Source organism: Micromonospora sp. MP36 (assembly GCF_008119785.1).
Lineage (GTDB): Bacteria > Actinomycetota > Actinomycetes > Mycobacteriales > Micromonosporaceae > Micromonospora.
Genome location: NZ_VSFA01000039.1, coordinates 1 through 22,381 on the forward strand (window position 1 = coordinate 1; position 22,381 = coordinate 22,381).

Below are 22,381 nucleotides of genomic sequence, written 5' to 3' on the forward strand. Positions count from 1 at the left end.
TTCGTGCATGTCCTGGCTCATGCGATACCGGCGACTCGTCCGCCGCTACGACCGCAAAGGCGACCACTACGAAGCCTTCGCCACCATCGCTAGCACCCTGATCTGCTACCGACGCCTCACCAAATGAGATGCGCCCTTAGTCATGAAGCCGACAGCGGTACGTCGTGCTCGGCAGCGGGGCAGCGCTTCAGCCCTTGACCGGCTACCTTGCCAAAGGTGACGGATCTTGAGCCCGGCATCTATGAGCACCTGATCACCCAGGACCTTGTCAAGCGGCTCCAGCATGTCGGCCCTGCTCAGGTTCAGCACACCCCGCTCGATCCGGGCGATGCTCACGACCTACTTGCCCGGCACATCACCGCTTTAGCCCGACGCGCACTGCTCGCAGTCGGCGGTGGCGAAAACAAGCTCGCCCGCCAGGTCGAGCTAGCCAATCGCATCACGGAGAGCATCGCCCAGGCCGAACCACGCGCCGTCGGCGCCGACGACCAGATCGCCGACGCGGAGCACCTGCTACACGCCATCGCGGCCCCGCCGACTCCTCCTGCCGCCCCCGCCTTCCCAGTACGCCCCACCACCCCCCTGTCCACCGGCGCCCTGCTGGTTAACGGCCGCCACCAGCCGCGCATCGGCCACGAGGTCACCCACGAGATGGCTTCCGCCGACGAGGTTGACCTGCTCTGCGCATTCATCAAGTGGCATGGCCTGCGCATCGTCGAGCCGGCGATCCGCGCCCTGATCGCCCGCGGCGGCCGACTCCGGGTCATCACCACGACGTACATGGGCGCAACCGACCAACGGGCCCTGGATCGGCTCGCCGAGCTGGGTGCCGACATCAAGGTCTCCTACGAGACCAGGACCACCCGGCTGCACGCCAAGGCGTGGCTGTTCCGCCGCAGCAACGGAACCACCACCGCGTACGTCGGCTCGTCCAACCTCTCAAAGACCGCGCTGGTCGACGGCGTCGAATGGAACGTGCGGATCTCGAACCTGGAGCAGCCGCACGTCATCGACACCTTCGAGGCGACATTCACCGACTACTGGAACGACTCTACCTTCGAGGCGTACGACCCCACGAAGGACGCCGACCGGTTGCGGGTTGCGCTGCGCGGCGAGCGTCCCGACGAGGCGCCGACCGAGATCGCAAACCTGGATGTCCGGCCGTTCCCGTATCAGCAGGAGGTTCTGGACGACCTGGACGCCGAGCGGCTGGTGCACGGCCGCTGGCGGAACCTGGTGGTGATGGCGACGGGCACCGGCAAGACGGTGGTAGCCGCGCTGGACTACCGGCGCCTTCGCAAGGCTGGCCAGGTCAACTCCCTGCTCTTCGTCGCTCATCAGGAGCAGATCCTGCGGCAGAGCCGGTCGGTGTTCCGGCAGGTGATGGGGGACGGCAGCTTCGGCGAAACCCTCGTCGGTGGGGCTCGGCCGAAGGACTGGAAGTACGTCTTCGCCTCGATCCAGTCACTGCAGCGGCAGGAAATCGACCCCGACGCGTTCGACATGGTGATCGTCGACGAGTTCCACCACGCCGAGGCACCAACGTACGCCCAGCTGCTGGAACGGCTGCGGCCGCGCGTCCTGCTGGGGCTGACCGCGACCCCGGACCGGAGCGACGGCGGCGACGTGCGGCGGTGGTTCGACGGCCGCGCCTCGGTGGAGCTGCACCTGTGGGAGGCCCTCGAGCGACAGTTGCTGGCGCCGTTCCAGTATTTCGGGCTGCACGACGACGTCGACCTGTCGCAGCTGCGCTGGAAGCGCGGGCAAGGGTACGACCCAGCCGAGCTGGATGGCGTCTACACCGGCAACCACGCACGCGCCCGGATGATCCTGCAGGCGGTCCGCGACACCGTCGACGTGGCGCGGATGCGGACGCTCGGGTTCTGCGTAAGCATCGGGCACGCCGAGTTCATGGCCGACTGGTTCACCCAGCACGGGGTGCCATCGGCGGCCGTGACCTCGCGGGTCGATCGCGACGGCCGGCACGCGCTGATCGATCGCTTCCGCAAGCGTGAGCTGCAGGTCCTATTCACCGTCGACCTGTTCAACGAGGGCGTCGACCTGCCGATGGTCGACACGATCCTCATGCTGCGCCCCACCGAGAGCGCCACCATTTTCCTCCAGCAGCTCGGCCGCGGCCTGCGCCTGGACGACGACAAGCCCTGCTTGACCGTGCTCGACTTCATCGGCGGGCAGCACGCCAACTTCCGCTTCGACCTGCGCTGGCGGGCCCTGACCGGAGTCAGCCGGCGAGCCATCGGGGCCGCCGTGCGCGATGGCTTCCCGTCACTGCCGAGCGGCTGCCACATCGAGCTGGACCGGGTCGCGAAGGAGATCGTGCTCGCCAACCTGAAGTCGGCCCTGCCAACCTCGAAGAACGGCCTGGTGGCAGAGCTGCGGCAGCTCGGTGACGTGAGCCTGGCCGAATTCCTGCGGGAGACCGGCCTGGAAATCGAGGACGTCTACCGTTCGGCCAGCATCGGCGGGTGGGCCGGGCTCCGGCGCCTCGCAGGAATCGACAGCTCGACCGGCGGGCCGGACGACCGCGATCTCGGCCGGGCCATCGGACGGATGCTACACATCGACGACGTCGACCGGCTGGACCTGCTCGCCCGGGTCGCGAGCGGCGAGCAGCCCGGCAGCGGACGGCTGCTGGACATGCTGCATTTCAGCCTCTGGGGGCCGTCAGTGCCGCTGACCGAGCGCGACGCGCGGCTCAAGCGGCTTTGGGCGGAGCCGGCGCGCTGTGCGGAGCTATGCCAGGTCGTCGAGGTGTTGCAGGATCGCATCCACCGGGTCACGCCGGAGCCGCAGTCCGACCGGGTGCCGTTGCGGGTGCACGCCCGCTACAGCCGCAACGAGGCGTGCACGGCCTTCGGGATGGCGAACCCGGGATCGCTGCGTGAGGGCGTGAAGTGGCTACCGGACGAGCAGGCCGACCTCTTCTTCGTCACGCTGGTCAAGTCCGAGGAGCACTACTCCCCCACAACGATGTACGCCGACCGGGCCATCACCGACAGCCTGTTCCAGTGGGAGTCGCAGAGCACCACGTCGTCGGCCTCGGCCACTGGGCAGCGCTACATCCACCACGCCGAGCGAGGGTCGACGGTGCACCTATTCCTGCGGGAGACCAAGATCGCCGACCGCGACCTGGGCGCGCCGCCGTATCTGTATGCAGGGCCGATGACGTACCGGCGGCACACTGGCGACCGGCCTATGCGCATCGAGTGGCAGTTGGCGCGCCCACTCCCCGCTGACCTCTACGCCGCTGCGCGAGCCATCGCCGCCTGAGCGGCGTGCAGACGCCCGCCGCGCCGTTGTCGCAAGCCGGTCCTCTGTTAGGAGCAGCGGCAGATGCCGAGGACCGAGATGCGTACGGCGCACGAGGGGCAGATTTCGGCAGGAGGCCGGGGTGCCGCTCGTAGCGAAGGGCTGATGCCCACCACCGCTGGTCGGCTGCTCTTCGGTGGTGACGACGTCCGAGTAGGGCGCGGGGCAGCGGTGGGACTCATTCCCAACGCCCTCCGCACGTCTGCCTCTGTGCAGGTGGGCCAGCCCCGCCGCTGAAGGCGGCGAGCCATCCCCGCCAAGCTCATTTCGGGGTCGCTCGCGGCTAAGTAACGGGCCGCCTTTGCGAAGCTGCGCAGCCGCCGACCCACCATCGCACTGCCCTGTTGAACAATTACCTCCTGCAGGTGGCCCGGCTGCTGGCTGTCGGCTCGGGTCGCTCTGCTGGGAGCACTGCGGCCCTGGTGCGGGGTGGTGGGGAACGGATGACGTTTCAGCGCCCGGTCGACAGCCAATGAGTCGATGAAGGCCCATCGTTGGCGGAGTCGCTTCGCAATCCCCTTGGGGCCGATGTTTGGGATTCTCGCTCGAATGCCATGGGCGGCATCCGCGATTTCTCGGTCTGTAGGGCGACGGCGAGAAGCGGCAGGGTCCTGCCCTCTTCTAGTCGCAGAACTATTCGTTGACCGTCGTCGGCCCGACGGGCCCTTGGTCGTCCGGGGCGAAGCCACGCCGACGCGCTGCGCCGAAGGCGACGAGACCAGTCTGTCGAGCCAGATGTCCGGAGTACGGTCGGCGGCGTCGTCGTTCTCCCAGTCGTACCCCGGCAGCTCCGAACCGCGTCCTTCAGCATCGGCGTAGAAATCTCCGATGCTTCGTCCCACCACCGCCACCCCCGAGATCTGACGTGCCCCCAGCTGCGAGAGCAGGGATTCTCAGAATGTTGGTCCATGCTGCCCGCCGTCAGAACCGTCGATTGGCCAACAGTCCTGACCGAACGGCGGCTGTTGATGACCGCCATATGACTACAGGCAGCGCGCCTACAGTTCAGTCCGGCCATGGCCGGGCGACGCAAGGGAAGCACGGCTAGGGTGTCGGTCGGCTGTGTGACCATTCTGGAACGACGTGGGCGGATCCGGCGGCATCTGGGCCGCTCTGGCATGGGCACCGCGCTCAGAGCGCCCGTGACACCCGTCCGTCATTCTGCCGAACATTCTCCACTACCCCGCGCGAATCTCACTGGCGACCAGCAACCTTCTCGGACCCTTGACAGTCCTGGCCGCGTGAGTCTCAGCCGTTCAGGTACGCGAGCACCGCCAGCACCCGCCGGTTGTCGTCCTCCGACGGCGGCATCCCCAGCTTGCTGAAGATGTTGTTGATGTGCTTGCTGACCGCCTTCTCGGTGACAAACAGCCGACCCGCGATAGCCGCGTTGGACCGTCCCTCAGCCATCAGCCCCAACACCTCCCGCTCCCGCGCAGTAAGTTCCCCCAACCGATCAGGGCCGGCGTTGCGGGCCAGCAGCTGCGACACCACCTCCGGGTCCATCACCATCCCGCCGCCAGCCACCCGCTGCACAGCGTCGATGAACTGCCCAACGTTGGACACCCGGTCCTTGAGCAGGTAGCCCACTCCCCCAGCTCGATCGGCGAGGAGTTCCCGCGCGTACAGCTGCTCGACGTGTTGGGATAGCACGAGGATCGGCAGCCCCGGCAGCTGCGCCCGGGCGGCGAGCGCCGCTTGCAGGCCTTCGTCGGTGAAGGTGGGTGGCAGGCGTACGTCGAGGACGGCGACGTCGGGGCGGTGCCGGGTGAGCGCCGGCAGGACGGACGGCCCGTCGGCGACCGCTTCGACGACCTTGTAGCCGTAGGCGTCGAGGATGCGGGTCAGCCCGTCCCGGAGGAGGGCGAGATCCTCGGCGATGACAACTCGCACGGCAGCTCCATGGTCACGACGGTGGGTCCACCGGGCGGACTCGTCACCGTCATCGTGCCATCGAAGGCTGCCAGCCGGCGTCGTACCCCGGCCAGGCCGGTCCCCGCGTCCACGGTGGCGCCGCCGCGGCCGTCGTCACCCACCACCATCTTCAACACGCCGTCGTCATAGAAGAGCTGTATCCAGGCGCGGCCAGCGCCGCTGTGTTTGGTGACGTTGGTCAGCGCCTCGGCGACGGCGAAGTACGCCGCGGATTCGACCGCTGCGGGTGGGCTGCCGGCTAGCTGCACGTCGAGGTCGACGGGCATTGGTACGGCCAGGGCGAGGGCCTGCACCGCCCCGTCGAGGCCCCGTTCGGCGAGCACGGGCGGGTAGATGCCGCGGACCAGGTCGCGTAGCTCGGCGAGAGCGTGACCGCTGGCCTCCTGCGCCTCGCTGAGCAGCCGCTGCGCCGCGACCGGGTCGTCAGCCAGGAGTTTCTCGGCCAGGCCGATACTCATCCGCAGGGCAACCAGCCGGGCCTGCGCCCCGTCGTGCAGGTCGCGTTCGATCCGGCGTAGCTCGGCGGCCTGGGTGTCGATGGTGTCGGCGCGGGTGGCGGTGAGGTGCCGGACCCGCAGGGCCAGTTCCTGCGCCCGGGTGGGGGCAAGGAACAGGCCGGCGAAGCGGAAGTGCAGCCACATCAGCCACCGTGCGGCGACCAGCCCGCCGGCGAGGAGCAGCCACCCCTGCGGCGCGGCCAGCCACGCCTTGGCGAGGTTGTCCATCGGCCAGAACACGCCGTAGCCGTACCAGTCGATGGTCAGGTAGAGCACCAACGGCACGAACAGCACACCCTCAAGGCCGTACGCGGGCAGCACGAACGCCAGCAGGCACACGCCGCCGGTGATCGCACCGGGGATCAGCCAGGCGAAGTCCCGCCAGGTCGCCGGGTCCCCGACCACCCACCGGAACCGCCGCCAGGTGCCGATCCGGGCGCCCGCGGGCACCGGCGCGTACGGCGACGCGATCGGCGCCCCGGACCAGCGGCTCAGCCGCCGTTGCAGCGTCAGCGACGCCCGCACCAGCACGGTCACCGCCGGGAAAATCGCGAACCCGATGCCGAGCGCGGGGATGAGCGCGAGCGAGACCACCGACAGCACGAACAGCGCCACGTTGGTGGTCAGGCTGAGCAGGGCCACCGCCAGGCCCTGCACGGCGGCGAGCGCGCCGGGCCGAATGAGCCGCCAGACGACCGCGCGTACGGAGCTGTCCACGCCGCCATTCTCCGCCCCGCGGGCCAGCGGAATCGGTGGTACTACCACCACCTGCCGTTCGGGACCTGCCACTCCTGCCTTCACTCCTTTCCGTCCCAAGGATCAAGGGCATGACCAGGGAAAAGAAAACGGCACTCGCCGGGCTGCCGTCCGGCCGCCGCAGCAAGTACGCGATGCTCGTCTTCTGGCTCGTCCTCATCGCGGCGGCCGGGCCGCTGGCCTTGAAGCTGACCGAGGTGCAGGACAACGACGCCCTCGGCGCGCTGCCCGCCACCGCCGAGGCCAGCCGAGCCGTGCAGCGGGCGCAGGAGGCGTTCCCGGACCCGCAGAAACCCCTGGCCGTCGCCGTCTACACCCGCGACGCCGGCCTCACCGCCACCGACCGGACCAAGGTCAACGCCGACCGCGCAGCCTTCGCCCGGTACGCCGACGGCGGCCAGGTGCCACCGCCGGCGCCCAGCGACGACGGCAAGGCGCTGCTGCTCTCCTTCCCCGTCGCCGGGGACGCCGACCAGCGCGCCGACGCGGTCGCCGCCATCAAGGAACGCCTCACCGACGGCGCACCCGATGGGTTGCGGACGGCGCTCACCGGCCCGGCCGGCGGCGAGGACGACGTCTTCGACGCGTTCGCCGGCATGGACACCACACTGCTGCTGGCCACCGCCGCCACCGTCGCGTTGCTGCTGCTCATCACCTACCGCAGCCCGGTGCTGTGGTTGATCCCGCTCGTCACGGTCGCGCTGGCCAACCAGCTCGCCAGCGCCGTGGTGTACCTGCTGGCCAAGCACGCCGGGCTGGCCGTGGACTTCCAAAGCCAGAGCATCCTGACCGTGCTGGTCTTCGGCGTCGGCGTGGACTACGCGCTGCTGCTCATCGCCCGCTACCGCGAGGAGCTGCGCCGGCACGTCGACCGGCACGCGGCGATGGCCGTCGCGTTGCGCCGGTCGATCGGCGCGATCGGCGCCTCGGCGGCGACCGTGGCGATCGGGCTGCTGTGCCTGCTCGCCGCGCAGCTGCCGTCCACCCGGGGGCTCGGGCCGGTCGGCGCGGTCGGGATTGTCGCGGCGCTGCTGGCCATGACGACGCTGCTGCCGGCCGTGCTGGTGATCTTCGGGCGGTGGCTGTTCTGGCCGTTCGTGCCCCGCTACTCCCCCGACGCGGTCGGAGTCGACGTGGCGGCGCAGCACGGGGTGTGGCGGCGGATCGCCGGGTTCGTCGGCCGGCGGCCCCGCGCGGTGTGGCTGGGCACGGCGGCGGCGCTGGTCGCGTTGAGCTTCGGCATGGTCAACCTGAGCATCGGCATGCCGCACGACGAGTCGTTCACCAAGGAGGTCGGTTCGGTCACCGGGCAGCGAATGATCGAGGCGCACTACCCGAGGGGATCGGTCGCACCGGCCGAGGTCCTGGCCGCCGCCGGTTCGACCGAGCAGGTGGTGGCCGCCGCCCGTACCGTGCGCGGGGTGGCCGAGGTCCGCGCGCCGGAACCCTCGCCCGACGGCCGGTGGGTGCGAATCGCCGCGGTGCTGGCCGACACGCCGGACAGCGACGCGGCGCTGGACACCGTCAAGCGGCTGCGCGCGACGGTGCACGCCGTGCCGGGTGCGCAGGCCCTCGTCGGCGGGGACACCGCGTACCTGATCGACGAGGAACGCACGGTCGACCGGGACAACCGGCTGGTCGTGCCGCTGGTGCTGGCGGTCGTGTTCGTCATCCTGGTGCTGCTGTTGCGGGCGCTGGTCGCGCCGCTGCTGTTGCTGGCCAGCGTGGTCCTGTCCTACGTCGCCGCCATGGGCGCGGCCGGGCTGATCCTCGACGCGATGGGCTACCCGAAGCTGTTCGTCGGGATTCCGCTGCAGACGTTCCTGTTCCTCGTCGCCCTCGGCGTCGACTACACCATCTTCCTCACCACCCGGACCCGCGAGGAGACCGCGCGGCTCGGGCACCGGCAGGGTGTGCTGCACGCGCTGACCGTGACCGGCGGGGTGATCACCAGCGCGGGTGTGGTCCTCGCGGCCACGTTCGGCGCGCTGAGCGTGCTCCCGCTGGTGCCGTCCGTCCAATCGGCCGTGATCATCGGCGTCGGGGTGCTGCTCGACACGTTCCTGGTCCGCAGCCTGCTCGTCCCGGCGCTGGCCCTGCACGTCGGCCGCCGTACCTGGTGGCCGAGCTCCCTGGCCCGGCCGGCATTCCGGCCGGTCGCGGCCCCGCCGGCCGAGCAGATACCGGCGGCGTCGTAAGCATTCACGCGTGCCGGCCGTGCCACAGAGGTACGGCCGGTGCCGCACCCGGATCGGTCACCGCTCGTGGCTTGACCGGCCGCACGGTGCCCCGATGTCGCCGCTCGCATATGCGGCGGCGATCCCATGGATGGCCCTCCGGGGTAGCCGCTCGTCCTCGCGTTTGCAGGCCAGCGCGGAAACCTGACCGGCAGCGTTGCTGCTCTGCCGAGCGAAGTACATATGGCCAGCCATACAAGGGGCAGCACTACCAAAGTGCCGCCCAGCGCCCACAGGATGAGGTGAAGCTTCCCTGAGGCGTAATCCAGCAGTTGGGCCAAAACCCTCGACAATGCCGATCGGTATCCCAAGCGCGACGAGGGCGCCCCACAGGCATGAGCGCGCAGAGGCGCGGCTGGGCCGTTACGGCGATGTCTTGCATGGCGCTTCTTGACCATTTGCAGGCGTTGCAGTGGAATCTGCCACCGACGCTCGGAGGGGGATGGTGCACAGTCAAGTTGTGGTCAGGCCGTCGCCAGGCCGTCTGGCGCCGAGCAGGCATGACCAAGGACGACCATTGGCGACGACGTTTACCCAGGGCACGGGCTGTGGCTGGGCGGCTAGCCAGGTGCGGCTGTAGGACTTACCTGTAGCTGGTGAACTGCAGCAGGGTAAACGCACTGCGGCCCTGCCAATGACTTGCATTGAACGCGTCATCCGTGTATGAGCCAGCAGGAAGATAGGTTGCCGAATCATGACTTTCTTGGCTTACCTTGCGAGCCGGCTCGTTTCTACATGCGGGTAAAGCATCCGTATTCAAACATCTCGGGCTGGTCTTTGCTTCGATCGCCTCCACTATTAGCCTGCCGCCAGAACTCCCGGCCAGGGCGGAGTGGTGGATCAACAGTGCATAGCGCACTGCACCTACTACCACTAGGGGCATGCGAGCGCCAACTCCTTGCGCATTAATGGCGTCGCTGCATTCAACCTCAAGTTGTTGCCTCGGTGCGACCGCTCGGGTGGCTTGCTCGTAAAGCATGCCTTCCAATCGCAGGGGCCCACTCCATCTTGGGGCGGCTGGAGATTGGGATCTGTAGAGTCGCACGAGCCTTCCGAACGTTTCCACATTCTCGGATCGGCACAGCAACGCGGCACCCCCCGCGAAAGCCTCTATCCGGGACTCGACGCACGCCTCAATGACTGCCTTCCTAGCAATTGAAGTGAACCTGTCCGCGGCGCAAAGTCCCTCTAGCGCTTCATTTCGAGTGCTGGATGCGTGCCGAGCCGCAGTATTCAGGCGCTGCTCTTCTTCCTTTGCTTCGCCCAAGATTCTGTCGGCCTCTTGGCGGGCCTCTTCTAGAATCTTTTGGGCTTCCGCACGGGCTTGGGCGATGGTATCGGCGGCGCGTCTTAGGGCAGCGTCCCGATACTCCTCTGCGTCCTTGCGTGCCTGGGCGCGGATCGATGCTGCTTCCCGCCGTGCAGTCATGGTGTACTGCGCGGTCGGCCAATTGAAGTTACGCGATTCCCGGCTGAGTGCCACGATTGGAAGACTTGCCTGATTGCCGATATTAGAGCTGCACGTGACGTCCGAGGGAATGGGCTTCTCGGCCGCCGCCTGCTTGAGCCACTCCCGACGCCTGGCAAGTTCGCCGTTACCCAGTCGCGCGGCGACGATCTTGTCCGCCAGTTCGCTGACTTCGTTTGCCAGCTCCTCCAGGGACTCCGGCTTCGGGTCGGCCGGGTCCAGGTGGCCATCGTAAGTAGTCACCGGGTCTCCTTCCTTGTGCCCTGAGCGCCGAACTCGTTGTTCTCTCGCTGAAGCTCCCGTTCCAGCTCGACCTTGAGCCGGTCGCGAGCGAGCTGCAGCAGCTTGCGCACGTTGGCGGGCTTCTTGCCAAGCTTGACGGCGATCTCGTTGGGGGTCAGGCCGTCGTACTCGTACGCCATCACCGCCCGCTGGTTGTGCGGGAGTTGCTTCAGGTGCTGGAGCACCCACTCCCGCTCCTCCCAAGCGGTCATCGACGTGTCCTCGAAACCAGCGGGGGTGAGATGGCCACCGCGGAGTGTGCGGGGCAGTCGCTCGGCTTCACGCGCTCTGTTCTTCCGGATCCGGTTGATCAGCGCCGTCCGGGCATACGCCAGCGGGTTGTCCACCGTCTGCACGATCGTCTCCCACTTGCGGAGGAGCTCCACCATCACCTGGTTGACGACGTCCTCCGCCTCGTGGATGCTGCGGACCTCGATGAGGGCGGTCTTCAGCAACGAGGGGTAGGTGCTGTCGATGAACTTGTCGACGTCGCTGGCGACCGGCACCGTCGCGTCGGCATGCGGCGCGGGTGCCGCCTGCGCCAAGCCCTTGTCCGCTCGGACCACGGGCGGCCTCCCCATCTCTTCGTCGGTGACTCCCGCTCTAGGGAGGTAGGTCCACGGGAACCAGGATCTGTGAAACTGGTCTTCGAACTTTTTGGGAGGGGCGGCACCCCGCCGGGATGCCGCCCGTCTTGGCTATCGATGCACGATCACGACCAAGCTGCCGATGATCACCGCCGCAGCCGCCGCGATCCCCGTGACGGGGAGGCTGACGGTGGCCAGGTAGACCCCGCCGACTCCCGCCAGAACACCGTTTGTCACCGCGAGCAGGCCCTTGGTGCCCAGCCGGCGCGCCGGGCTCCGGCGGGCCGACCGCTGACGGGTTGCGCCAGCGGCATCGGAGGTGGAACCGGTGTTCGTCACATCCCTGTCCAACTTAGACGATCTCCTCACGTGCCGAGAGCAGCCCTCGCTGCCCTCCCGGGAGATGTGGTCCGCGGGGGTAGGTAAACGTGAAAGTCGCGATCGAGCCGGCTGCGCGGAGGACGCCGGGAGGGCGTGACCGCCTAGGCGACGGCCGTGGGCAGCGTGCTTGTGCAGATCGAGGCGATCTCCTACTGGAGGTCACCCCGGAGGGGGGTGAGGACTGGGCGAAGGCAGCAAGAAGGCAGCGCGAGCTTTGATGAGGGTCTGATCTGAACCTCAGCAGGCGATACCTGGCACCTGCTTAGCCACCTGGGCGCGCCGCCCGCTAGGCGTTCGCCACGCTGGCCGGTTCCGGCGGGAGCTGCCGGTCGCTGGCCGGCCGTTGGTCGCCGTGGCCCGGCCACCACGCCTTGTGTCCGATCAGCGCGGTGAGGGCGGGGACGAAGAACATCGACATGACGAACGCCGACAGCACGATGCCGATCGCCACCGCGAAGCCCATCTGCTGCAGGAACGAGATCGGCGCGAGCATCAGCACCCCGAACGTCCCGGCAAGGATCAGGCCCGCCGCGGCGACCGTCGGGCCGGCGTGTTCCACGCCGATGGCAGCGGCCTCGTGCGGCTCGTTGCCCTCCCGCGCCTCCTCCCGTAGTCGGGCGATCATCAGGATGTTGTAGTCGGTCCCGATCGCCACCACGAAGAGGTAGAGGATGATCGGCAGCTGGAAGGTGACGCCGGGCTTGTCCTGCAGCCCTTGGAAGAGATAGACCGTGGCACCCAGTGTGGCGGCGAAGTTGAGCAGCACCGCTATCACGAGGTAGATCGGCGCGACCAGGCTGCGCAGCAGCAGGGCGAGGATGAGCGCGATCAGGCCGGCCGCCACCGGCAGGATCACCGACAGGTCGCGGTTGTTCGCCGAGTTGATGTCCGCGAAGATCGCGGTGGTGCCGCCGACCAGCGCCCGGGTGCCTTGCGGGGCCGCCTTGTGCAGGGCGTCGCGCAGGTCGTCGCGGACGAGGGTGATCGCCTTGTTGGAGACCGGGTTCTCGTTGAGCAGCAGGTTGACCCGGGCCACGCTCGGGTCGCTGCTGCGCTCCGGCGGCTGCACTCGGCCCACTCCCGGGGCGCCCGCCGCGGCCGCGGCGAAGTCGCTGACCTGTTGCTCGGTCAGCGGTGACCCGTTGCCGGTGGTCAGGTAGACCTCGGTGGGGGCGAGCGCGCCGGCGGCGAACCCGTGCTGCAGGTCCTTGGCGGCCTTCGCCGACTCGGTGTCCTGGGGGAAGCCGGCGCTGAAGTCGTAGTCGGCTTTGTAGCTCAGCACGCCTGCGGCGAGCGCGACCAGCAGGGCGCCGGATGCCGCCGCGACGAGCGCCGGCCGGCGTCCGATGGCGCTGCCGAGGCGGTGGGACATGGTGGCCTTGGGGGGACGCCGCCAGGCCTTGGACGGCCAGAAGACGTACCGGCCGAGCAGCGACACGACGGCCGGGATGAGGGTGAGGGAGGTGACCAGCATGACGGCGACGGCGATCGCGAGCGCCGGGCCGAGCGAGCCGAAGAAGCCCAGGGAGGCCAGGAGCAGCACGAGGAACGCGACGATGACCGCTCCCGCGGCCGAGGTGATGACCTCGCCGACCCGCTGAACGGAGACGATCATGGCGGTGCGCTTGTCGTCACCGGCGCGTAGCCGCTCGCGGTAGCGGAAGAGCAGGAACAGGATGTAGTCGGTGCCGATGCCGAACAGCACGATCAGCAGGATCGTCTGCAGATCCTGGCTGACGCTGAGGTCGAACGCCTTGCCCGCTGCGGCGACGAGCCCGGTCGTGATGGTCAGGACGACACCGATGACCACCACGGGCAGCAGCGCGGCGATGGGACTGCGGAAAATGATCAGGATCAGTCCGATGATCAGGATGATCGTCGCGATGCCGACCACGGAGAAGGCCTTGTTGAAGGTGTCCTCGTTGTCGACGAAGCTCGCCACGTCGCCAGCCACGCCCGCGGTCAGCCCGCTGCCCGCCAGGTCCGGGCCGATGGCCGCCCGCAGGTCGCGTACGGCGTCGAGCAGCCCTGGGTCGTCCGGGGCGACCGCACTGAGCCCGACGTTCACCACCTGCACCGACTTGTCCGGCGCCACCGCCTGCGGGCCGGTCAGATAGCCGGAGGTGTGCGCGATGTTCCTGGCCTTGAGCGACTGGGCGAGCTGACCCACCTTCGCCTGGTCGGCCGGCGTGAGCGGCTGCCCGTCGGCGCGCTTGACCACGATGGTCGCCGTCGCGGTGGCCTGCTGCGGAAATGCCTTCTTGCCGAGTTCGGTGGCCTGCACGGACTCGTACGAGTGCGGCAGGAAGCTTTCCTGGTCGGCGGAGGTGATGTCGCTCAGCGACGGTGTGGTGAAGACGATGGCGGCTGCTGCGAGCAGCCAGCCGCCGATCACCCACCACGCCCTGCGTACGACGAATCTGCCCAGCCGCTCGAACATGGCTACCCCCCGTGTGTTCGGCACCACCGTCTGAGGCCTGGAGCGCTTGTGGACTCCCGCCCGTCACCCTGCCCGGCAGCCTCGGTTACCCCCTGTCACACCATAGCGTCGACTGTCACTCCTTTTCGGATGGCGCGACGTGCAGCTTTTCCAGGTTCGGGTACCCGGCCGGCCCGACCGGGTGCCCGATCTGTCGCACCAGTGGTTGCCGAGCGCGCTCAGCCAGCGCGATGAAGGTCAGGTGATGTCGCGGCGCACGGAGCTGACGACGGCGATCAGAGTGGCGGCGAGTGCGTACGCGGTGAGCAGCAGCGCGCCGGCGGCCGGTGGCAGGAGGTGGACTGCGGTGCTGCCGAGTTCTTGTGACATGGCGTCGGCGAGGTAGGTGAAGTCGGTGAGGGCGGCGGTGGCGCCGCCGGGCAGGACCGGGTAGAGCACGTTGACGCCGGGGATCATCATGAGCAGCGCCTCGCCCATGTACAGGTAGCCGATCACGAGGCACAGGGCTACGACCTGGTTTCGGACCAGGGCGCCCACTCCGACGCCGAGCAGCAGGTACACGACCATGGCGAGGCCGATACGGGCGAGCAACGCGAGAACGGTGCCGGGTGGCAGGCCGAGCGAGTCGCCGCGGGCGGCGGCGACCGTGAACAGGGCCGCGGCGGCGGTGCCGGCGAGGATCAGCCCGTACGCCAGTCCGGCGACGCCGTAGGTGGCGAGTTTGGCGGCGACCACCTGCCAGCGGCGGGGCGCGAACAGGAACGTGACGGCGGCGGTGCGGTGCCGGTACTCGGAGGTGACGGCGAGTGTGCCGGCGGCGGCCGGCACGAATGCGGTGTAGCCGAGGATGCCGAGGATCGAGCGGACCCCGGTTTCGGTGTCCATGCCGGGCATGGGCGGGGTGAAGTTCTCCGGCCCGACGAGCGCCATCGCGCTCATCATGCCGCCGCCGAGCAGGGCTGCGGCGAGCAACAGCCCGCGCCACATCCGGGTGGCGAGCAGCCGGCGGAACTCCGCTTTGATCAGGTGGTTCATGGGGCGGCCGCCTTGTCGGTGGTCAGATGGAGGAAGAGTTGTTCGAGGCCGGGTGCCTCGGTGACCAGCTCGTGCACCCGCAGCCGGTGCGCGGCGGCGAGGTCGGCGACGTCCGGCGCGTCCAGCCCGTGCACCCGGAGCCGGCCGCCCTCGACGGGTTCGACTCGCGGTGCGTCGCGGTCTGGCCGGCTGACCCGCAGGGCGGCGGCCAGTTGGTCGGCATCCGGCGAGCTCACCAGCACCGCCGGTGGTCCGGCGAGCCGCGACCACGGCCCGGCGGCGATGAGCTCGCCGCGCCGGATCACCACCACGTCGTCGACGAGCTGCTGGATCTCGCTGAGCACGTGGCTGGAGATCAGGACGGTGCGTCCCTCGTCGGCCAGCTGGCGCAGGAAGCTCCGCAGCCACCGCATGCCTTCCGGGTCGAGGCCGTTGCTCGGCTCGTCCAGCAGCAGCACCCGGGGGTCGCCGAGCAGCGCGGTGGCGAGGTTGAGCCGCTGCCGCATGCCGGTGGAGAACCCGCGGGTGCGGCGGTCGGCGGCCTCGGCGAGGCCGAGCAGGTCGAGCAGCTCGGCGACCCGGCTGTCCGGGTAGCCGCCCATCGCGGCGTAGACCCGCAGGTGGTCGCGGGCGGTGTGGCCGGGGTGGAACGCGTTCGCGTCCAACACCGCGCCGACGGTGCGTGATGGCCGCGGCAACCGCCGGTACGGCCGGCCGCCGATCGTCGCAGCGCCGGACGTGGGCGACACGAGGCCGGTCAGCATGCGCATCGTGGTGGTCTTGCCGGCGCCGTTCGGGCCCAGGAACCCGGTGACCACGCCCGGCTCGACGGTGAAGGTGAGATCACGTACGGCGGTGACGGCACCGTACCGCTTGGTCAGGTGCGAGACCTCGATCTTCAGGCGGTCGTCGCTCATGCGCGGGCCGCCATCGCGCGTCCGACCGCGTCCGCGATACCGGGCGCGGCCGGGTGGGAGAGCACGACCTCGTCGAACTCCCCACCTGCGGCCGCGCGGTCCAGGACGAGGTGCAGTCCCGGCTCATCCCGGCGCGCGGCCACGAGCTGACGGGGGCCGCCGAACAGACCCCAGACGCCGATCTTGACGAAGCCGGACACGACGATTCCGCGCCGGCCGCCGCGGGCCAGGCGCAACGGGCCGTCGACCGCGGTCGCCTGCCGTACGGCCGCGACCGGGATGGCCAACCGCTCCCGCCCGATCCAGAGCCGCTCCCACCCGGTGAACCGGATGTCGACCAGGTCGCCGGTAACCGTGACCGATGCCATCAGCCACTTCCTTCCGTCGTGCCCGAGCCTTCTTCCCGCTCCGGCGTCTCTTGTGTGGTGTCGCTGGGTGTCGGCTGGTCGGCCGGCAGCAGGATGGTGGCCAGCAGCCGCGGCACCCGGCCCTTGCCGGGCTCGTTGCGAAGCAGCGGCCCGATGACCTGGTTGAGGTCGGCGGCGAACTTGGCCAGCTCCGCGTCGGTCAGGTGAAGCACGAGCTGCTGGTATCCGACCCCGTCGGCGACGAAGTCGATCCGGTCGCGGGCGAGGTAGCGGGAGAATTCCGACAGCAGGCTCGACACGAACGCGGTGAAGTAGCGGGCGTGATCCTCGGGTGTCGCGGTGGCCAGGGCCTCGGCGTCCAACGTCGCGCCGTGGGCGGGCAGCGCGTAGACCCGCTCGACCGCGCCGCGAATCTTGCGCGCCTCCACCACCTCAATCAGGCCGGCCTTGACCAGCGTGGCCAGGTGCCGGTACAGCGTGGCCTGCGGGATGTCCGGCAGCAGCGCCACGAGGTCGTGGGTGGTCAGCCGTCCACCGGATACCGCGCGCAGGATCCGGATGCGCACCGGATGCAGCGCCAGCTCTGCCCAACGCCCACTCGACATCTCCACGGGCCAACCTTATCACTATCGAGATTGATAACGCATCCGGCCGGGTAACGGCGCGTGGACGGGGTAGGGCCAGCACCACCGCCAATGCGGGACCCAGCACCGCTGACCCGACGGCCGGCACAGCGCAGTCGTTCCATCCGGTTCGTCGCGTCACGAGCGGCACAGCCAGCCGTGGTCGGTCGCGGGACCCGGCAGATCGGGCCGGGTGGGTGAACGCCGGCTGCCCTCGGTCAACGAGAAGGCCAGCCGATGTGAGACGACAGGGGAACCGATATGCCCACGACGGTCGACAACTCGTCAACCCCGCCGGCCACCGGCGCACCAGCCGGGCAACCGGCCGGTCGCAGACGCGCGCGGCGGCAGTTGCGCTGGACGGTACCGCTGCTCGTGGTCGCGGTTGCGTTCGTCGGGTACGCGCTGCCGCCCTACGTGACGCTCGATCCGAGCCGGTCCCGGCTGCCGGTCCCGCAGGGCTACCCGCAGTACTACCCGCTGCTGGTGGCGCACATCCTGTTCGGCTCGGTGGCACTGCTCGCCGGCTGTTTCCAGGTCTGGCCATGGTTCCGCCGCCGCTACCCGACCGCGCACCGGTGGATCGGCCGGGCGTACTTCTTCGCCGGAGTCTTCCCAGCGGGCATCGCCGTATTGGGCGTCGCACCCCTGAGCAGCACCGGCTTCGTCTCACAGGTCGGCAACACCATGCTCGCGGTCCTCTGGCTCGCCACCTCGATCGCCGGATACCGGATGGCACGGCAACGCCGCTTCGTCGAACATCGCCGGTGGATGATCCGCAGCTTCGCCCTGACCACATCGATCGTGCTGAACCGGGCGTGGCTGATCCTCTTCGTCATCCTGCTGCTGCCCCACGTCGACACGACCTACGGCGGCGATCAGGACGCGATGATCCGGGCAGCGGCCGGCGCCAGCGTCTGGATGAGCTGGGTGGTCAACCTGCTCGTCGCCGAGTGGTGGCTGGACCGCGGCGACGCCCGCCGCCGGATCCGCCGCACCGGCCAAGCCGCCAGCAGCCGCCACGACGCGACATGACGACAGGTGAACCGGGCCGACCCCGACAGCGGAAGACGATCCCAGCGGCCGGGCGGGATCCGCGCGGCATCGGTTGACCAGGCGTGGCGTCGCGATCTCAGGTGGTCGGCGGGCGGATCGGCACCCGCCACCCGTACGCCGGCGGCGGCATCCGCGGCGCGCGGCGCGCGGACCGCACCAGCGCCCACAGCCAGAGGAGCCCGACGACGGCCACGAGCGCCAGCCCCGCCAACTCCAGTACGGCGAAGACCGCGACCTGCCCAGGGGTCGGCCGGACCAGCCCGCCGTGCCGACTCACGGTGCCTCCGGTGAGCAGCACGGTCAGGATCAGCGCGATCACGTGCATGCCGTCCCAGAACGCGTGCAGCAGGGACACCCCGAGGTAGGCCAGGACGAGCCGCCCGGTGACCACGAAGTGCTCCCGGGTGCTGGACGAGAAGAGCACCCCGCCGAGGATCGCCGTCCACAGCCCATGACCGAACGGTGTAATCACGCCGCGCAGCAACTCGGTCACGACCGCCTGCGTCACCGACAGCCCGTGGGCGGTGAACAGCGCGGTGAACGCATACCCGGCGGTTTCCAGGGCCGCGAAGCCGAACCCGACCGAGGCGCCGAGGATCATCCCGTCCCGTGGCGCCTTCACATGCAGATGCCGGGTGAGGAACGCCAGCACCGCGAGCTTCACGGCCTCCTCGATGAGCCCCACGCCGAGGAACAGCCACCACGACGGGCGCAGCAGATAGGACTCCAGCAGCGACGCGGCCAGCACGCCGAGCACACCGCCGGCCAGGAACGTGCTCAGGATCAGCCCCGGGGTGAGCTCGCCGGTCTCCCGCCGCTGGAACGCCCACACCACGAACGTCACGGGCACCAGGAAGCTGCCGAGCAGTACCAGCGTCGGCACCAGGGCGGGGTTGCCGGTCAGGAAGATGACCACCACGGTGGCGAGCCACAGGGCCAGGCCGACCAGGAAGATCCGCAGCCACGGCCGCCGGCTCCTCGTCAGGGGCGGCGGTTGGGGGTACGCCTGGACCACCGCCGCCTCCTCGGAACTCGTCCGCGGCCTCCGGCACCGCTCGACGCAGGTATGAGATCTGAGAGTTCATCGTAAAAGGTGCGCAGCACCCAAAAGGAGCGTTACGAGAGATGGGCCGGCCGGAACAGGCGGCGCGGGTGCTCCGTGCCGGTGACAAGGTCGCGGAACCGGCGGCGGACCGGCCCGGGGCTTCATAGCCTGGCAGGCGGGAGCACTCGGGGCAGCCGTCGGAGGGCAACGTGGCCAACGCGATCAGGGACGCTCTGCAGGGCGTCAAGGAGGTCGAGATCACCGTGACCGGCCGGAAGACCGGACGGCAGATCTCCCACCCGGTGTGGTTCGTGCAGGAGGAGGACAGCGTCTTCCTGGTACCTGTCACCGGCTCGGACAGCGACTGGTACAAGAACGTCCGACGCACGCCGATGATCCAGATCGCCGCGAACGGCACGGCGTTGAGTTCCAGCGCCACCCCGATCACCGACGCGGACCGGGTCGACCACGTCGTGGCGATGTTCCGCGACAAGTACGGCACCGACCAGTTCGAGGCGTACTACCCCAAGCACGACGTCGCCGTCCAGGTCCCCCTCGGATAGCCCAGCTCCTGCGAGCGGCGGGGCGCGGCCAGCCCGGCAGCCGAGAAACGTCAGACGGCGCGGCTAAGGTGCCGACGTGGATCAGGATCGCCGTGAACTGCCGGTGCCGCTTGCCGAGGCTCACGAGCCGGGATTCGACTACAACCGGGGCGACGGGGTCGACTTCGAGCCGTACGAGGCGTTTCTCACCGCCGAGGAGACCGCCGAGTGGTTCCAGGCGTGGACCGGGAACCCGGAGCTCGACGGCAGCGACTTCCGGGTGTTCGGGCAGGACGGCACCGGCGGCATCGCCGCGTTCTGGCTGGTCCGCCCGGGCGAGCCGGTCGAACGGCAACCCGTCGTGTTCCTCGGCTCCGAGGGCGAGACAGCGGTGGTGGCGCAGGATCTGGCGACGTACCTGTGGCTGCTCGCCGACGGGTTCGGGCCGCTGGAGGCGACGATGTACCCACGGCACGAACACGTCCCACGGGTAGACGCGCACCGGGCGCGGATCGCGGCACGATGGGCGCCACACGCCCGACGGTCGGCGGCCGAGGTCATCACCGCGGCCCGCGCCGAGTTCCCCAGGTTCGAGGAACTGGTCGACTCGATGTGCCGGTAGGCGTACGACTATCAGCGGATCGTCAACGTGACCGCCGCAGTGGCCTCGACGCGGCCGGCCGCCAGGCTCTTCTGTACACCCTTGTGACTGGGGTGGCCGAGAGTTGACCGGCGCGGCCGCTCTGCGGGCTACTGAGTGGCCGCCATCGATTGCCGTGGCGGCCGCGAAACGGGGATGCGCCGTCCAACCGGGCTTGGCACCCTCAGCGGATGCAGACCACTGACGACCTCGCCGCCTCGCGCTACGTGCGGATGCGCTGGAACACGCCACTATCGGAGGAACACGCCGCTCTGCTTCTGCAGCGGCTCGACGTCCGGCCGGGCGCGCGCGTGCTTGATCTCGGCTGCGGGTGGGGTGAGTTGCTGCTGAGGGCGGTTGCCGCCGGAGGAGTGAGCGGCGCAGCTGTGACGACGGGCGTCGGGGTCGACACGGATGATGGCGCTCTCGTGCGGGGGCGGGCACTGGCGGCTGGGCGGTCGTTGGACAAGCACGTCACCTTCGTGACGGGGGAAGCGGCGACCTCGCGGGAGACAGGCGATCGTGTCCTGTGCGTTGGCGCCTCGCATGCCTTCGGCGGAACGGTCAACGCCCTCAAGGCGCTCGCCGAGTTCGTGCGGCCTGGTGGCCGGCTCTGTTCGGCGACGCGTTCTGGGAGAAGCCACCGACGGCCGAAGCTGTGGAGATCTTCGGGGAAGAGACGGCGTCGCTCGCGGATCTCATCGAGCAGGCCCGTGAGCTGGGCTGGCGAGTCCTGCACTTCAGCACCGCCGATCAGCGAGAGTGGGACGACTTCGAGTCCACCTGGCGCGCGGGCCGGCAGGAGTGGCTGCTGGAACACCCGGAGGACCCTCGCGCGGCGGCGGTTCGCGAGGAACTCGATGACCGGCTGCGGGAGTACGTCGGCATCTATCGCGGTCTTCTCGGTCTTGGCTACTTCGTCCTCGGTCGCTGAACGGCCCGACTCCTGGTCCTGCCATCGCTACCTCAGTAATCCGCTTGCGAGACTGCCCCACGTTGTCAGGGTGGGGTGGGCTGTTCGTCGGGGTGGCGGTGTGAGCGCCGGGTGTCGGCGATGGCGACAAGGAGCAGAACGATGGCGGCGGCGCCGGAGACTGCCAGTGGTGGGGCGAGGGTCATCGGGACGACCAGGGCCACAAGGGCGGTGACGCCGACAGGGCGGGACCGGGAGACGCGGGCATAGACGACGTACTCCAACACGGAGCGGCCGACGAGGAAGATGGCAGGCCCGGCGAGGATGACGGACGACCAGGTGAGAGGGGTGTGCATCGCGGGGTGCTTCTCGACCAGGTCGTGCCCCACGCTGGTGGTGATGACCCCGAGGATCATGGTCAGGTGAGCAACGCCGGCGACGCGGCCGGCGTGGGCCGGGTGTGACGCGGCCAGGACCGCCTCGTCAACCAGTTGACCGGCGACGTGAAAGTACAGGCGCCAGAGCAGGACGGTGGTCAGGAACGCCACGGCCAGTGCGGTGATCCGGTACGGGCTGGCCGGCACCTGGGTGAAGGTAACGCCCACGGAGAGCAGCGGCTCACCGAAAGAGATCATCAGCAACTGTTGGTAGCGCTCGGCGAGGTATCGGGCAGCCGTCGCCCACAGGTTGGCCAGACCGGCGCCGAGTCGGGGCACGGGCCAGCCGCGGGCGTTCGCGACGAATTCAACGAGCACCGCCAAGGCCCACAGCGCCGGGCGGACGGGCCCGTGGGACACCGCGCCGACCAGCCACGGGACGGAAACGACCGCGTACCAGTAGAAGAACCGGAGGTAGGCGGTACGCACCTCGGGCACCGTGGCGAGGAGACCGATCGCCAGGGTTCTGCCGGCCTGCATGATGATGTAGGTGCAGGCGAAGGCCACGGCTCGCCCGTCGAAGGCCCACGACACGCTGACACCGAAGATCAGCACACCGAACACGCTGGCGATGACGGATCCCTGCACCGCGGGCCGCCGCGGATCGAAGCGGGCGGTGATGTAGGTGGTCAAGGTCCAGACCCGCATCAGTGGCAGGAACAGCAGCAGGGCCTGCCCCAGCACCGCCCAGCCTGAAGGCCCGGGCGACTCGGCCAGCACGTCGAACGCCAGTGCGACCAACCGGCTGAGGATGAACACCATGGCCAGGTCGAAGAACAGTTCAACGAACGTCGCCTGCTCCGCCGCGCCCTTGCGGAGCAGCGAGCCCCGATCCCAGCGCGGAGCGTTCGTCGTCACCACCTCAGTAAACCCAGGTGTCGACAACGAAAAC

18 protein-coding genes and 1 pseudogene are annotated in these 22,381 nt (G+C 69.2%); 7 read left to right on the forward strand and 12 right to left on the reverse strand.

Features of this window, described 5'->3' with window-relative positions:
• Positions 1-216 precede the first annotated feature (216 nt).
• A complete protein-coding gene (locus tag FXF52_RS23145) occupies positions 217-3,291 on the forward strand; it encodes a DUF3427 domain-containing protein (protein ID WP_148799968.1) in 3,075 nt (1,024 codons plus the stop codon).
• 1,287 nt (positions 3,292-4,578) lie between these two features.
• Here FXF52_RS23145 and FXF52_RS23150 read toward each other — a convergent pair.
• Both FXF52_RS23150 and FXF52_RS23155 read right to left on the reverse strand, forming a co-directional pair.
• A complete protein-coding gene (locus FXF52_RS23150) occupies positions 4,579-5,223 on the reverse strand; it encodes a response regulator transcription factor (RefSeq protein ID WP_148799970.1) in 645 nt (214 codons plus the stop codon).
• Entirely contained in the window at positions 5,175-6,551 is a 1,377-nt protein-coding gene (locus FXF52_RS23155) for a histidine kinase (protein WP_255472241.1), read from the reverse strand. The genes FXF52_RS23150 and FXF52_RS23155 overlap by 49 nt, the downstream gene beginning before the upstream one ends.
• A 38-nt stretch (positions 6,552-6,589) precedes the next feature.
• Here FXF52_RS23155 and FXF52_RS23160 point away from each other — a divergent pair, with 38 nt between their 5' ends.
• On the forward strand, positions 6,590-8,716 hold the full coding sequence (locus FXF52_RS23160; RefSeq protein ID WP_148799972.1) for an MMPL family transporter: 2,127 nt from the start codon (positions 6,590-6,592) through the stop codon (positions 8,714-8,716).
• A 622-nt stretch (positions 8,717-9,338) separates the two neighbouring features.
• On the opposite strand, the gene FXF52_RS23165 is transcribed toward FXF52_RS23160, so the two are convergent.
• From FXF52_RS23165 to FXF52_RS23200, 8 genes are all read right to left on the reverse strand, one after another.
• Entirely contained in the window at positions 9,339-10,466 is a 1,128-nt protein-coding gene (locus FXF52_RS23165) for a hypothetical protein (protein WP_148799974.1), read from the reverse strand.
• Positions 10,463-11,071: an RNA polymerase sigma factor gene (locus FXF52_RS23170; RefSeq protein ID WP_187413648.1), complete on the reverse strand. Its 609-nt coding sequence runs from the start codon at positions 11,069-11,071 to the stop codon at positions 10,463-10,465. Before FXF52_RS23170 ends, FXF52_RS23165 begins: the two co-directional genes overlap by 4 nt.
• A 132-nt stretch (positions 11,072-11,203) precedes the next feature.
• On the reverse strand, positions 11,204-11,443 hold the full coding sequence (locus tag FXF52_RS23175) for a hypothetical protein (RefSeq protein WP_148799978.1): 240 nt from the start codon (positions 11,441-11,443) through the stop codon (positions 11,204-11,206).
• Positions 11,444-11,759: 316 nt separating this feature from the next.
• Positions 11,760-13,913, reverse strand: coding sequence for an MMPL family transporter (locus tag FXF52_RS23180; protein WP_148799980.1), 2,154 nt, complete (start codon positions 13,911-13,913; stop codon positions 11,760-11,762).
• Between the two features lie 237 nt (positions 13,914-14,150).
• Positions 14,151-14,948 (reverse strand): ABC transporter permease, encoded by a 798-nt coding sequence (locus tag FXF52_RS23185; protein WP_148799982.1) that lies wholly within the window; start codon positions 14,946-14,948, stop codon positions 14,151-14,153.
• Entirely contained in the window at positions 14,945-15,865 is a 921-nt protein-coding gene (locus FXF52_RS23190) for an ABC transporter ATP-binding protein (protein ID WP_148799983.1), read from the reverse strand. The genes FXF52_RS23185 and FXF52_RS23190 overlap by 4 nt, the downstream gene beginning before the upstream one ends.
• The gene (locus FXF52_RS23195; RefSeq protein WP_148799984.1) at positions 15,862-16,233 is read right to left on the reverse strand and encodes a hypothetical protein; all 372 of its coding nucleotides are present in this window, start codon (positions 16,231-16,233) and stop codon (positions 15,862-15,864) included. The genes FXF52_RS23190 and FXF52_RS23195 overlap by 4 nt, the downstream gene beginning before the upstream one ends.
• The gene (locus tag FXF52_RS23200; RefSeq protein ID WP_148800102.1) at positions 16,233-16,838 is read right to left on the reverse strand and encodes a helix-turn-helix domain-containing protein; all 606 of its coding nucleotides are present in this window, start codon (positions 16,836-16,838) and stop codon (positions 16,233-16,235) included. The genes FXF52_RS23195 and FXF52_RS23200 overlap by 1 nt, the downstream gene beginning before the upstream one ends.
• 279 nt (positions 16,839-17,117) lie before the next feature.
• On the opposite strand from FXF52_RS23200, the gene FXF52_RS23205 reads away from it, so the two are divergent.
• Positions 17,118-17,891, forward strand: a complete 774-nt coding sequence (locus FXF52_RS23205; RefSeq protein WP_148799985.1) for a DUF2306 domain-containing protein — start codon at positions 17,118-17,120, stop codon at positions 17,889-17,891.
• A gap of 97 nt (positions 17,892-17,988) precedes the next feature.
• Here FXF52_RS23205 and FXF52_RS23210 read toward each other — a convergent pair whose 3' ends face one another.
• Entirely contained in the window at positions 17,989-18,927 is a 939-nt protein-coding gene (locus FXF52_RS23210) for a PrsW family intramembrane metalloprotease (RefSeq protein ID WP_255472243.1), read from the reverse strand.
• 239 nt (positions 18,928-19,166) lie between these two features.
• Here FXF52_RS23210 and FXF52_RS23215 point away from each other — a divergent pair, with 239 nt between their 5' ends.
• The 4 genes and pseudogenes from FXF52_RS23215 (at position 19,167) to FXF52_RS42505 (ending at position 21,073) form a co-directional block, all read left to right on the forward strand.
• Positions 19,167-19,520, forward strand: coding sequence for a nitroreductase/quinone reductase family protein (locus FXF52_RS23215; protein ID WP_148799986.1), 354 nt, complete (start codon positions 19,167-19,169; stop codon positions 19,518-19,520).
• Positions 19,521-19,596: 76 nt separating this feature from the next.
• Positions 19,597-20,121 (forward strand): SMI1/KNR4 family protein, encoded by a 525-nt coding sequence (locus FXF52_RS23220; protein ID WP_148799988.1) that lies wholly within the window; start codon positions 19,597-19,599, stop codon positions 20,119-20,121.
• Between the two features lie 251 nt (positions 20,122-20,372).
• Positions 20,373-20,711 (forward strand): annotated as a pseudogene (locus FXF52_RS44135) (cyclopropane-fatty-acyl-phospholipid synthase family protein); the annotation flags it as partial.
• 86 nt (positions 20,712-20,797) lie between these two features.
• On the forward strand, positions 20,798-21,073 hold the full coding sequence (locus tag FXF52_RS42505; protein WP_222870622.1) for a hypothetical protein: 276 nt from the start codon (positions 20,798-20,800) through the stop codon (positions 21,071-21,073).
• 65 nt (positions 21,074-21,138) lie between these two features.
• Here FXF52_RS42505 and FXF52_RS23230 read toward each other — a convergent pair whose 3' ends face one another.
• Positions 21,139-22,347 (reverse strand): low temperature requirement protein A, encoded by a 1,209-nt coding sequence (locus tag FXF52_RS23230; protein WP_148799990.1) that lies wholly within the window; start codon positions 22,345-22,347, stop codon positions 21,139-21,141.
• Positions 22,348-22,381 lie beyond the last annotated feature (34 nt).